The following is a 13,361-nucleotide window of genomic DNA, read 5'->3' as shown; positions in this document are numbered from 1 at the left end:
GGCAGCATCGCGAAGGCGTCAGGGACGGTACGCGGGCGGCCAGCGATCCTGCGCATGCTGCGGCGCATAGCGGTCGCGCAGCAGCGTTTGGCGCGTGATGCGCGATGCCTGCACGCCGCGCACGAACACGACGTCGGGCGCGCTCGCCGGCTCGAGCGGATCGCCGTTCCAGACGACGAGGTCGGCGTCGAGGCCGCGCGCCATGCTGCCGTAATGATCGGCGATGCCGAAGATGCGCGCGGGATTCACCGTCAGCGCCTGCAGCGCCTGCGCGTAAGGCAGTCCGTCGGCGACCGCCAGGCCCGCGCCTTCGCGCGCGGCGACGCCGGCGTTGTGGCTGAGGTAGATCGTGTTGCCCGACACGCTGAACGCGATCGTCACGCCCGCGCGCGCGAGGAGCGCCGCGCTGTCGGAGCGCGCACCGAGTTCGTCGAACGTCCACGGCAGGTTGGCTTCGGGGTCGAGCACGACGGCGGCCTTGTGCGCCGCGAGCAGGTCCGCGCAGCGCCAGGCTTCGGCGCCGCCGAGCACGATCAGCGGCAGGCGATAGTCGTCGGCGAGCGCCACCGCCTGGCGGATGTCCGATTCGCGCGCGGCGCGCACGGCGAGCGGCATGCGCGCTTCGAGCATCGCGTGCAGCGCCGCGATGTTGAGCACGTTCTGCACCTGATCGCGCGGCGCGCCCGCGCCGGACTTCGGCGGCGCGTAGGTCTTCGCCTCGGCGAACGCGTTGCGCATCAGCTGCCACTGCGCGCTGCGCGATCCGCCGTTTTGTTTGATCTCGAGGCCGCCGACGCTCGCGTACATGGCCGCTTTCGCGCGGTCCAGGGTTTCCGCGCCGGGCTGTATGCGCAGCACCGCGCCCATGCCGAGGAACGCCGGGTCCGAAGACGCCGTGGGGCTCGTCGCCGCGCGCGTGAGTCCGTCGGCCAGGGCGACCGGCAGCAGCAGCGAATTCGGATTGAGTGCGTACTCCACGTCGAAGGCCGCGCCGAGCGGGCCGCCGCTGGCCGCGTAGTCGCGCGTCTCTTCGAGCGAGGCCACTTCAACGAGGCCGAGGTGCGTGTCCGCGTTCATCAGGCCCGGCGTGACCGTGCGGCCCGCGGCGTCGATCACGCGCGCGCCCGCCGGCGGCGGCGCCTTGGCGACGACCGAATCATAGACGCCGTCGCGGATGACGATCGTCGCATCGTCGATGCGGCCGCCGTCCGCGCCGGTCATCGTCCACGCCTGCGCATGGACGACGGCGATCGTTTCGGCAGCTGCCGCAGCCGCCGCGGCCAGCGCGCACGATGCGAGCAAGAGTATATTTATGGCTATTTTATACTTAATTGCCATCGCCGTTCACTTCGCCATGCTCGGCTCGCCGAGTTCGAAATCCGAACGCGGCTGACGCTTGGGATCGGCCCGGTCGTAGACCAGCGCGCCGTCGATGAAGACCTGGTCGGCCTTGGTGTAGACGCTGAACGGATCGCCCGACCAGACCACCACGTCGGCGTTCTTGCCCGCTTCGAGCGAACCCGTCTGCGCGTCGAGGCCGAGCACCTTGGCCGGATTGAGCGTGACCCAGGTGATCGCGTGCTCGGGCGCGATCGCAAGGCCAGCGCGACGGCCGGCGGCGAGCGCCTTGCCCGCTTCGAGGGTCAGGCGCTGGCCGAGCCATGGCGAATCCGAATGCATCGTGACGCAGGCGCCGGCGGCGTCGACGAAGGCCGCGTTCTCGCGGATGCCGTCGAACGCTTCCATCTTGTAGCCCCACCAGTCCGACCAGACGACGGCGCAGGTATGGTTGGCCACGAACAGTTGCGGAATCTTGTACGCCTCGACCGCATGGTGGAACGCGTCGATATGGAAGTGCGCTTCCTTGGCCACGTCGAACAGCGTCGCCATGTCGTCGGCGCGGTAGCAATGCCAGTGCGTGCGGATGTCGCCGTCGAGGATGCCGGCAAGCGTGTCCTTCTTCAGGTCGTCGTCGGGCCGCTTGCCGTGGCCGGCGACGTAGTCGAGCCATTTGCTCCGGTACTCGGCCGCTTCGATAAATGCCGCGCGCATGCCGGCGACGTTGCCCATGCGGCTCGACGGGAACCGGCCCTTTTCGCCGTAGGTGTACTTCGGATTCTCGCCGCAGGCGAACTTGACGCCGTAGGGCGCGCCGGGAAACTTCATCGCCTGCACGGTCGTCGCCGGCACGTTCTTGAGCACGACGCTGCGGCCACCGATCAGGTTGCTCGATCCCGGCAGGATCTGCAGCGTGGTGACGCCGCCCGCGCGGGCGCGGGCGAACGAGGGGTCCTGCACCGCGATGGAGTGCTCGGCCCAGACATTCGGGGTGATCGGATCGCTACCCTCGCTGACGTCGGAGTTCTCTGCGTCGAGGCTGGTGAACGGCGCGGCAAAATCGCCATCATGCGAGTGCACGTCGATGATGCCGGGCGTCACCCAGCGCCCCTTCGCATCGATCGTTGTGGCGCCCGCGGGTTCCGGGATGGCTCGCGTGGATAGCGCGACGATCTTGCCGTCGCGCAACAGCAGGTTCGCGTGTTCGAAACGATGCCCCGCACCGTCGAGAACGGTGGCGCCTACGATCAACGTGTCCTGCCGCGGCAAGGGCCGGTATGTGCTGGGGAACGGATCGCGCTTCCATGGCAGCGCGTTCCCGGCCCCTCCGCGTCCCCGCGCGACGTGGGACTTTCCCTCGTCGTCGCGCGCACCAGCTTGCGCCAGCGGCGCGCCAAGCGCGAAAACCAGCAACAACGCGGCGAGCTTCATGCGGTGGGCTTCAGAACTTGCGCGTAATCGTGAAATTGGCCGCACGGCGCAAGCCGTAGAAGCACTGCGCCGTGCTCGAGCACCGCGACAGGTATTCCTTATCGAGCAGATTCGCCATGTTGAGCTGCATCACCCATTTGTCGAGATTGTAGTGAACTGTCGCGTCCCAGAGTACAACGGACGGCGCGGGAAACTGGTTGAATGAATCGCCATAGCTCTTGCCGACATAGCGCATGCCCAGGCTCGCGCCGAGGCCGGCGAGCGACCCGTCCTGCTGTGTATAGTCGGCGAGCGCCGAGAGCATTTGCTTTGGCACCTGTACTAGTTTCTTGCCGAGGCTCGCATCGGTGGCCTTGGTCACCTCCGAGTCGGTGTAGGTGTACGCCGCATTGAAGCTCCAGGTTTCGTTGAAGCGGGCGACCGCCTCGAGTTCAATGCCTTTGACTTCGACCTCGCCGGTTTGCACGCTGAAGAACAAGTGCGCCGGATCGGCGGTCAGCACGTTCTTCTGGGTCAGATCATAGGTCGCCGCGGTGAACAGCAGGCTCTTGCCCGGCCCGAGCGAAGGCTGATATTTGATGCCAGCTTCGATCTGGCCGCCCTCGGTCGGCTTGAACAGGTTGCCGTGATAATCGGCGCCCGGCGTCGGCAGGAACGATGTCGCATACGAAACGTACGGCGCGATGCCGCTGTCGAACAGGTAGTTGAGGCCGACGTGATACGTGAACTTCTTGTTGGTCGACGACGTGCTTGAACTGGTGGTGTCGACGTTGTCCTCGCGGCCACCGAGCGTCACTACCCAGCGATCGACCTTGATCTGGTCCTGAACGTAGAGACCGGTCTGTTTCTGCACTTCGTTGACGTACGGGTACAGAGTCGTGGGCGGCGTACCGATGTTGCCGTAGACGGGATGGAATAGATCGAGCGGCGGAGCAACGGCGAAACCGAATTCCGAACTGTCGGTGTAGCGTCGGTAGTCGAGACCGATCAGCAAATCCTGCTTGATAGAACCGCTGTCGATCTTGCCTTCGACGCGCGAATCGATGTTGAACGACTTGACATTTTCGTTGAACGGGAAGTTGTAACGGTTGACCAGACCATAGTTGAGCGAGCCATCGGCGTTGCTGGCAAGACCGGCACCGTAGATCTGCTTGATCTTTACATCGGACGAGAAGTACTTGAGGTTCTGCTCGAAGCGCCAGTCGTCATTGAACTTATGGTTGAAGTCGTAGCCGACGCCGTACTGGTCGCGGTCGAAATGGTTGTAGTCGGGTTCGCCCAAGTTTGTGCCCGTCGGCACGCGACCGAGCGGATTCGGCGCGTCGACGCCGTATATCGGTAGGAAGCCGCCGCCGTCGCCGTAGACGTCGTCGTGCTGGAAATAGCTGAGCCAGGTCAGGTTCGTCTCCGGCGAAATCACCCAGGTGAATGCCGGCGCGATGTAGTAGCGGTCGGTGTCGACGTTGTTGGCCTGCGTGCCCTTGTCGAACCACAGCGCGGTGATGCGGCCGAGGAAGCGGCCATCCGTATCGAGCGGGCCGGTGAAATCGGCGGCAAGCTGGGTGTTGCCGTAGCTGCCGTACTGCGCCTGCGCTTCGCCGCTGAACTGCGCCTCGGGGCGGCGGCTGGTCAGGTTGACGATACCGCCCGGGGGTGACAAACCGTACAGCGTCGACGACGGGCCCTTGAGCACTTCGACGTTCTGGAAGCCGTACAGATCGACACCGACGCTGCTGACCGAGCCAATCGGCGCCTGCAGGCCGTCGATGTATTCGGGCGGATAGAAGCCGCGCAGCGTGAGCCAGTCATAGCGCGGATCGGGGCCGTAGTTCTCGCCGATTATGCCCGATGTGTAGCGCACGACCTGGCTGAGGTTCTGCCAGTCGAGCAGGTCGATCTGGTCGCGCGTGATCACCGTCACCGACTGCGGCGTCTCGATCAGCGGCACGTTCGACTTGGCCGCGCCGTTGGTTTCCTTCGGCACGTAATTGGGCGCGGAAACGATGATGCTCTCGAGTTGCGCCGCATCCTGCTTCTGGTCGTTGTCGGCAGCCGGGTCTGTGGCGGCGGAATGTGCCGCGACGGGCAGGAGAAAGGCGAGCAGCATGCCGGCGTACAACGGATTCCTCCGGCAAGGATGAGACGGAAAAATCGATTCACGAACGATCATAGGTCACCCCAAGGGCAATGTGTGAAAACGATGCGGGGACTGTATCCCCCTCTGCCATGTCTGGACTTTCGATGCCGCTCCGTCGCATCCACTCTCATCCTCTTCCGTCCGCCATGCCTACGCGGCAGGGTCTTTCATCGTCGAGTTCAGGCCATTGCAAAGGTTGAACTTCGCTTCCGATCGGGATACGCATGGCTGCCTCTGAACAATCCGTCGACCACCCCAACCGAGTATCGATACCGCTACACGAACAGCCTGGACAACCAGGCCGCACCGTCGGTAATCGCCCGATCGGCGAGTTCCGATACGGACACGGCTTCGAGAAAACTGTGCGTCGCGCCGGGATATTCCACGAGATCCGCCGACACACCTGCCGCACGCAACTTCGCGGCGAAAGCGATGCTCTGTTCGGCCAGCACATCGCATTGCGCGCCGATCAGGAATGCGGGCGGCAGGCCGGCAAGTTCGGCACGCATCGGTGACACGAGCGGATTGCGAGCCTCGCCGGGTCGTTCGAGGTAGTTGAACCAGAAACTCGCCATCTCCGCGGCCGTAAGCAGATTGCCTTCGGCGCCGAAACCGTTCGCCGCGGCGTCGGAAATCTCCGGTGCGTAACAGCCGTAGATCAACAACATGCCGCGCAACCATTGCGACGCACCAAGATCGCGCAGCACCAGGCTCGTAGCGACGGACAGATTGGCGCCGGCCGAGTCACCGCCGATCGCAAGGCGCGCCACGTCGAGACCCAAATCCGCGGCCTGCTCGCGCAACGCACGCACCGCGTCAACGATTTGCTCGAGCGCAAAGGGGAATTTCACGTCGGGCGACAGCGCGTAGTCGATGCCGACGACCGTCGCTCGCGCCCTCGCGGCGAACTCGCGCATGACGCGATCGTGCGTGTCGAGGCTGAACATCATCCAGCCACCGCCGTGGAGATAAACGATGCCCGGCTGAACGGCAGCGCCCACGGCCGGGCGATAAGTCCGTGCGCGCACGGGACCGTGGCGCGTCGGCAACGATATTTCCCGCGTCTCCGCCATTTCGGGGCCACCCCGACGCCACGGTGCCCGCACGATTTCGGCAATGCGCCGCTTTTCTGCGACCGGCAGCGAATTCATGGCGGGATATTCCGCCCACGCCCGGGCGAGAGCGTCGACAAAGCGGCGGATCTGCGGATCGAGCGAATCGCCAGCGAGCATTTCCGCACTCATGCCTTGTGTACCTTGTTGCGCATCGACGCTCCCAAATCGAGAATTGGTGGCGATTGCGTGACCTTCGCTTCTGTGCTTAGAATCGAACTCACGATTTCACCCAACGTCGGCCAATCTAGTCCGCACCAAAAAATACGCTGTCGAAAGGGGATCATTCGCCGTCTCGCGTGGGCCACATGCAGCGCAGCAAGAGAAGCATCGACTACCAGTTTGTGCCGCGACCGATCGCGGTGCTGGCTGACGACTATCCCCCCGGTTTCCACGACCCGAAGCATCGACACGTTCGCGCGCAGCTCGTCTACGCCATCAGCGGCGTCACCATCCTCAGCACGCACGACGCAAGCTATGTGGCACCGCCGCAGCGCGCGATCTGGATTCCTCCCGGAGTCGAACACGAAGTCCGCTGCCGCGGCCGCGTGCAGATCCGTACCTTGTATATCGCGGCCGATGCCGCGCCCGATCTGCCGCGTAACTGCCAGGTTTTCGAAGTATCGAACCTCCTGCGCGAGCTGATCCTCGCGGCAACCGAGCTGCCGGTGGAGTACGCGCTCGAGGGCCGCGATGCACGCGTCATGGCGCTGATCCTCGACGAAATTCGATTGGCACGGCGCATTCCACTCCACGTGCCGATGCCGATCAACCAACGCCTCGCACGCATCTGCCAGACCATCCTCGCCGATCCGGCCCAGCACGACGTGCTCGATGCGTGGGCCAGCGCCGCGGCGATGGGCCGGCGCACGTTCACGCGCACGTTTCGCCGCGAAACCGGGATGAGTTTCGCGACATGGCGTCAGCAGGTTCGCCTCGTGGACGCCCTGGCGCGCATCGCAACCGGGCATTCGGTCACCTCGGCAGCGCTCGACGTCGGCTACAACAGCCCCAGCGCGTTCGCGGCTATGTTCCGACGTACATTCGGAGTATCGCCAACCCACTACGTCATCAGCGAACCCACGTCTGCCATCCCGCCGGACTGAACGGTCCTGCATGGCCGGCGCAGGATTGGCTCGCATCGTCCGGGCAACCGACCAACGAACCTGCGCACCAAGATGGCCCGTTCGCAACAGCGAAAGTCCCCGGACAAAAGGCCACGCCCCCTGTTTGATCCGACATTGACGCCAGTCAGACTGCATCCACAACGAAGGCTTCGAGTCCATGCGCTCGTTTCTGCGCACCGCGCACAGATACCTCAGCCTCACCTTTGGACTGCTCTGGCTGCTGCAGGCTGCGACCGGCATGCTGCTCGTGTTCCGCGGCGAACTCGACGACGCGATGCTCTCGGGCCCCGACAAACCACTCTCGCCCGCGGCATTCGGCAGCGCAGTGACAAGGATGGCCGCGGAGCGCGTTCCGGCAACGCTAACCTTCATTCTCGCCAGCGAAGGCTCCCGCAATCGTTTCGATTTGCTGTTCGAGGATCCGGATGGGCTAACCCGCAGCGTTCGCGTGGACGGCGAAGGCCGACTCGTCGCCGATCGTCCGCGCGATCACGGTTATCCCGCGCCGGGTCTGTTCCAGACCGCACTCGACCTGCATGAAAGCATGTTTTCTGGCCAGCGCGGCATGTGGTTCGTCGGCATCAGCGGCCTGCTGTTGCTGTCCAACCTCGTTGCCGGCGTGATCATGGCCTGGCCCGCGCGTGGCCAGACGTGGTACCGCGTGCTGCTGCCCGTCACGGCGGGCCCGCTTCCGGCGAGCCTGTTTAAGTGGCACCGCGCGCTCGGCTTGATCCTCGCCGCGTTCGGCACCGTGATCGTCGCCACCGGCGTACTGCAGGAATATCCGGTCGACGACTGGATGGGTGTGCAACGACCGGAGCCGGCAGCACGGACGAGTCCGCTACCGCCCGCCATCGCGTTCGGCGATGCGTTGACGACTGCGCTCGGCCGCCATCCCGGCGCGCCGATCGCGATCGTCGAAATGCCGGGTACGGATCATCCGTGGTATCGCATCCGCGTGCGCGAAGACGGCGAATCGCGGCGCGTGTTCGGCTGGACCTCGGTACTCGTCGATGCCCAGGACGGCAGTATTCTGCTCGACAAACACGCCACCGACCTGCCGCTGAATGCAAAAATATACAACTCGTTCTATTCCATCCACACCGGAGAATTCTTCGGCCTGGGTGGGCGCTTCCTCGTACTCGCAGTCGGCCTCTGGCTGACCACGATGTGCGTGCTCGGCTTCATGCTGTGGTGGACCCGGCGCAAGGCACGCACAACGATTCGACCGCCGCAATTCAGGATGGTAACGACGAAATGAGCACGAATCGCTTCAGCCCGCGCAACGATGCCGACGTTAGCGATCTCGTCGCGCGGCACCCTCTCGCCTTCGTCGTCTCGCACGGTCACGACCGCGTGCACTCGACGCTGCTTCCCCTGCGCATCGAGCGCTTCGACGGTGACCGCATCGCCAGCTTGACGGGGCACATCGCCCGCGCGAATCCACAGGTCGCAGCACTTCAGGCGGACGCACGCGCGACACTCTTGTTCCGCGGCCCGCACGGCTATGTCTCGCCCTCTTGGTTGAGCGATCGCACCCAGGCTCCGACCTGGAACTACGCCACCGCAAATTTCGCTGTGCGCATCGAGTTTCTCGACGACACGGCGAGCCTCGACCGCATCGTGCGTGATCTTGTCGACGCGATGGAAGCCGGCCGCGAACGTGCATGGAGCGTCGATGACATGGGCGCGCGCTATTCGCAGCTGGCCACGCGCATCGTCGCGTTTCGCGCCACCGTGCTCGGTGTCGAAGCGAAGTTCAAGCTCGGCCAGGACGAGCGCGACGATGTCTATCCCGAGATCGTCGTCGGCCTGCGCAACGAAGGCGGTCACGAAGAGCTCGCCACGATGATGCAACGATTCAACGCCCATCGCGAAGCGGGAAGTTCCGCATGAAGACCTCGCGTGTGTTCGCGCGTAAGTCGATCGAGACCCTGCGGCGCCAGACACGGGAAAACGGCATGCACAAGGTGCTCGGGCCGCTGCAGCTCGTGCTGCTCGGCATTGGTTGCATCGTCGGTGCTGGCATCTACGTGATGATCGGCCCGGCCGCGGCGAACTATGCCGGTCCCGGGGTGATGCTGTCGTTCCTCATCGCCGGCGCCGCATGTGCGCTTACTGCGCTATGCTACGCCGAACTGGCCGCGGCCGTGCCTGCAGCGGGCTCGTCGTACACGTATTGTTACGCGGCGATGGGCGAGATTTACGCGTGGACGCTCGGCTGGCTGCTGATGCTCGAATACGGACTCGCCGGATCGCTGCTCGCGGTCGGCTTCGCCGGCTATCTAGTCAGTCTGTTCGGTGATTTCGGAATTCATCTGCCGGCGGCGATTTCGACATCGTGGCTGCAGTCGTCACTCGTCGACGGCCACCCCGTGTTCCACATCAACGGCGGATTCAACCTCGTCGCCGTCTCCGCCCTTGCCGTGATTGCCGGGGTGCTCGTCATCGGTGTGTCGAAGTCGGCCTGGGTCAACGCGATGCTCGTTGCAATCAAGATTGCGGTGCTTGCCTCATTCGTCGCGATCGGCGCGGGCGCCGTCGACGCGCATCACTGGTCCCCGTTCGTGCCGGACAACGAGGGCGGCTTCACCTACGGCTGGCAAGGCGTATTGCGTGCCTCCTCGATTCTGTTCTTCGCCTACCTCGGCTTCGAAACCGTATCGACCGCCGCCGGCGAAACGAAGGATCCGCAACGCGCGATGCCGATCGGCATCCTCGGCGCGCTCGGCGCGAGTACCGCAATCTACATCATCGTCGCCGCGGTGCTCACCGGCATCGTGCCGTTCCGCGAGCTCGGCGTGCCGGACCCGATCGCGATCGCGGTCGATCGCATCGGCCATCCCGGCTTCGCCGTACTGATCAAGGTCGGCGCACTTACTGGGCTTGCGTCGGTGCTGCTCGTCAACGGCTATGGCCACTCGCGAATCTGCTACGCGATGGCGCAGGACGGTCTTTTGCCCGGCGTGTTCGCACGCTTGAACCCCGGCTTTCGCACGCCGTGGATAGGCTGCATCCTAGTCTGCGCGGTTTCCGCGCTGCTCGCCGCGCTGCTTCCGTTGTCGATTCTCGGTGACTTCGTCAGCATCGGCACGGCGCTGGCTTTCATCATCGTCGCGTTGAGCCTGATGTGGCTGCGTACGACGCGACCGGACATGGAACGTCCGTTCCGCGTACCCTTGGGTGGCTTCCACGTCGGACACGCCTGGATTGGCTACATCCCGGTCGGCGCCATCATCATGTGCCTCGCGATGATCCTGCCGATCGTGCTCGACATCGTAGAGCAGACTCGCAGAGGCGACATCCTGCCTGCCGCCGTACTGTGCGGCTACGCTTGCCTTGGCGTACTCATCTACGCGTTTTACGGGATCAAGCATGCCGTCCGCACCGAACCAGGCCAGCTGGCCACGCGGCAAGGCGAGTGACGAAACTCGTCACGCGGACAGCACCGGGCACATGCAACAAATTCTTCCCATCGTCGTTACATGAAAGGGGCAAACAGCGAGCATCGAATCATGCGGACGCTTGCGCCGGTCCCCGCTGCCGCAATAGTGCCTCCGCACGCGCGAGATCGTGCGCCGTGTCGACGCCGGGCGGAAACGGCTCCGGCGCTACGCACACGGCGATACGGAAGCGGTGCTCGAGCGCACGCAGCTGCTCGAGCGACTCGACACGTTCGAGCGGCGTTGGCGCCAGCGTGGCGAAGCGCCGCAGGAAACCGGCACGATAGGCATAGATGCCGACATGGCGCAGGAACGGCAAGTACGACGGCAGTGCGCCGCGCGATGTCGCGAACGCGTCGCGCGGCCACGGCACCGCGGCGCGGCTGAAGTACAGCGCGTGGCCGTCGCCGGCACACACGACCTTGACGCAATTCGGGTCGAGGAACTCCTCGACGTTCGCGACCGGTGTCGCCAACGTCGCCATCGGCGCGTCGGTTCCGGCGAGGGCGGCGGCGACTGCACGGATGCCGCTTGCCGGCGCGAGCGGCTCGTCGCCCTGCAGGTTAACCACGATCGCGTCGTCCGCCCAGCCGAGAAGTTCCGCGCACTCGGCGAGGCGATCGCTGCCCGAGGTGTGATCGGCGCGCGTCATCGCGATCGTTGCGCCGGAATTCTCCAGCGCCGCAGCGATGCGCGCATCATCGGTCGCGACGACGACCTGCGCCGCACCGGCCGCCTGCGCGCGGCGCACTACATGGCGGATCATCGGTTCGCCGCCCAGCGGCAGCAGCGGTTTGCCCGGCAGGCGCGTCGATGCGAAGCGCGCGGGAATGGCGACGATGAAGGGTTCGCTCATGGTGATCGAGTGCAAACAACCGCAAGGGAGACCGCATCTTAATTCAATGCCGGTGAAAGGAAATCAAAAGAGTTGCCGCGAAGACAATCCTCTCCAGATATTTTTCTCCGCAATCTTCGTGGCTTCGTGGTGAATCTCTGGATCGGTTACGGCTGCGACAAACGTTCGATATGGCGCTTGGCCTTTTCCTCGGCGACCGTCTTGCGCACATCGGCGAGCAGTTGCCTGGCGTCGAATACGATGCCGTCCTTGATCGTGTACTCGATGCCGCCGACGCGGCGCAGCTTGCCGTCGTCGCCGAGGCGGATGTGACCGGTGCCATAGAGCACCTTCAGATTGGCCAGCGGGTTTTCCTTGAGCACGACGAGATCGGCGAGCTTGCCCGGCTCGATCGTGCCGAGCCGCTGCTCTTCGCCGAGCGCCTGCGCACCGTACAGCGTCGCCGAACGGATCACTTCGAGCGGGTGAAGTCCCGCCTCGCGCAGCAGTTCGAGCTCCTGGATCGTGCCGAAGCCGTAGAGCTGGTAGATGAAGCCCGAGTCGGAACCGACCGTGACACGGCCACCGCGGTTCTTGTAATCGTTGACGAAGGCCATCCAGCGCGTGTAGTTGCCGCGCCAGACGACTTCGTCCTCGCTGCCCCAGTCGAAGAAGAAACTGCCGTGGTGGTCGCGGTTCGGCGTGTAGAAGTCCCACAATTGCGGCAAAGTATACTCTTCGTGCCAATCCGCGCGGCGGGCGCGCATGAGATCGCGCGCGGCGTTGTAGATCGTGAAGGTCGGATCGATCGTGAAGTCGAGCTTGAGCAGTTCGGCAATCACCGCCTCGTACCTGTCGCTGCCTTTCTGCGCGGCCTGCGCCCACAGGCGCCCGGCCTGGCCGAAACGGTCAGCCTCGTTGTTGTAGTTGTAGGCGGGCGGATAGTCCTGCACTGTACGATCGTCGAACAATGCCTCAGGCAAACCGTACCAGTGCTCCATCGAGGTCAGACCCCAGCGCGCCGTGGTCAGCACGTTGACGCGCGCCACATCGAGCTGCGCATGGTGACAGGCGCTGCGCATGCCCTGCTTCTTGAGTTCGTCGAATGCTGCCGCGAGCACGTCGGGGCGGTAGCCGAAACATTTCATGCCGACGATGCCCTTGGCCTTCATCTCGCGCACCCACTGCCGCGCCTGCTCGGGCCGCGTCATCGGCGTGCGCTCCTTGAAGCCGAACGCAGCGTAGGGAAAGATGCGCGGCGCGGTGATCGCGTTCGCCGCGCTGCGCCTGGCTTCGCTCACGCACCAGTCGACACCGTTCATGCAACCCGGCTCGCGCACCGTGGTGATGCCGTTGCCGAGCCAGAGCTTGTAGACATATTCCGCCGGCGTGCCCTGTTCCGCGCCGCCGATGTGGCCGTGCATGTCGATGATGCCCGGCAGCACGTAGTGCCCGGCCAGATCGATCTCGCGGCCGCCAGCGGCGAGCCTGGGCCGCTTGTCTGCATCGATGGCCGCGCCCGGATTGCCGACCGACTGCACCCTGACGATGCGGTTGCCCTCGATCACGACGTCTGCGGGCCCGAACGCCGGGCTGCCGCTGCCGTTGATCACGGTCACCCCGCGCAGGATCAGCTGCGGATACGGGCCTTCGCCTTCGTGGCGCGGCGGTGCCGGCGCTACTTCGCCGCTCGGCGGCGGCGGTGCGGCCGCCGCAAACGCGATGTCGTGCGCGCAAAGCAGTGCCGCGGCGAACGCCGCCACTACGACCCGAATACGCATGCCGCCTCCCCGCCGCTCCCCGTCGCGGTCCCATAAAGTATCAGAGATCGCGCACCGACGGCGTCGCCGACCACGGCGACTTTGGCTCCCTGTCATGCAATCGAATCGGATCGGGTCTCTTCGCCCGACATGCGATAATTTTCCCGACGACGCAAAA

At 64.8% G+C, this 13,361-nt stretch carries 10 protein-coding genes; 4 read left to right on the top strand and 6 right to left on the bottom strand.

The annotated features are described in order from the left end of the window. Positions 1–18: 18 nt before the first annotated feature. The 4 genes from AC16HO_RS01640 to AC16HO_RS01625 form a co-directional block, all read right to left on the bottom strand. Complete coding sequence (locus AC16HO_RS01640; RefSeq protein ID WP_395642107.1) at positions 19–1,302, bottom strand: amidohydrolase family protein; 1,284 nt, start codon at positions 1,300–1,302, stop codon at positions 19–21. A 42-nt stretch (positions 1,303–1,344) separates the two neighbouring features. Further along, entirely contained in the window at positions 1,345–2,769 is a 1,425-nt protein-coding gene (locus AC16HO_RS01635) for an amidohydrolase (protein WP_395642106.1), read from the bottom strand. 10 nt (positions 2,770–2,779) lie between these two features. After that, on the bottom strand, positions 2,780–4,888 hold the full coding sequence (locus tag AC16HO_RS01630; protein WP_395642105.1) for a TonB-dependent siderophore receptor: 2,109 nt from the start codon (positions 4,886–4,888) through the stop codon (positions 2,780–2,782). A gap of 293 nt (positions 4,889–5,181) precedes the next feature. After that, positions 5,182–6,150, bottom strand: coding sequence for an alpha/beta hydrolase fold domain-containing protein (locus tag AC16HO_RS01625; RefSeq protein ID WP_395642104.1), 969 nt, complete (start codon positions 6,148–6,150; stop codon positions 5,182–5,184). A gap of 176 nt (positions 6,151–6,326) precedes the next feature. Between AC16HO_RS01625 and AC16HO_RS01620 the strand changes: the two genes are divergently transcribed. The 4 genes from AC16HO_RS01620 (at position 6,327) to AC16HO_RS01605 (ending at position 10,570) form a co-directional block, all read left to right on the top strand. Further along, a complete protein-coding gene (locus tag AC16HO_RS01620; RefSeq protein ID WP_395642103.1) occupies positions 6,327–7,124 on the top strand; it encodes an AraC family transcriptional regulator in 798 nt (265 codons plus the stop codon). A 178-nt stretch (positions 7,125–7,302) separates the two neighbouring features. Next, positions 7,303–8,406: a PepSY-associated TM helix domain-containing protein gene (locus AC16HO_RS01615; RefSeq protein ID WP_395642102.1), complete on the top strand. Its 1,104-nt coding sequence runs from the start codon at positions 7,303–7,305 to the stop codon at positions 8,404–8,406. After that, positions 8,403–9,041 (top strand): FMN-binding negative transcriptional regulator, encoded by a 639-nt coding sequence (locus AC16HO_RS01610; RefSeq protein WP_395642101.1) that lies wholly within the window; start codon positions 8,403–8,405, stop codon positions 9,039–9,041. The genes AC16HO_RS01615 and AC16HO_RS01610 overlap by 4 nt, the downstream gene beginning before the upstream one ends. Continuing rightward, positions 9,038–10,570, top strand: coding sequence for an APC family permease (locus tag AC16HO_RS01605; protein ID WP_395642100.1), 1,533 nt, complete (start codon positions 9,038–9,040; stop codon positions 10,568–10,570). Before AC16HO_RS01610 ends, AC16HO_RS01605 begins: the two co-directional genes overlap by 4 nt. Positions 10,571–10,658: 88 nt before the next feature. Here the strand turns inward: AC16HO_RS01605 and kdsB are convergent, their stop codons facing one another. Together kdsB and AC16HO_RS01595 are read right to left on the bottom strand one after the other, a co-directional pair. Next, on the bottom strand, positions 10,659–11,444 hold the full coding sequence (gene kdsB / locus AC16HO_RS01600; RefSeq protein ID WP_395642099.1) for a 3-deoxy-manno-octulosonate cytidylyltransferase: 786 nt from the start codon (positions 11,442–11,444) through the stop codon (positions 10,659–10,661). A gap of 146 nt (positions 11,445–11,590) precedes the next feature. Continuing rightward, positions 11,591–13,204 (bottom strand): amidohydrolase family protein, encoded by a 1,614-nt coding sequence (locus AC16HO_RS01595; RefSeq protein WP_395642098.1) that lies wholly within the window; start codon positions 13,202–13,204, stop codon positions 11,591–11,593. Positions 13,205–13,361 lie beyond the last annotated feature (157 nt).

The organism is Rudaea sp., assembly GCF_057139185.1.
Note: the sequence above shows the minus strand (reverse complement) of the source record. Positions and strands in the feature narration are given on the sequence as shown.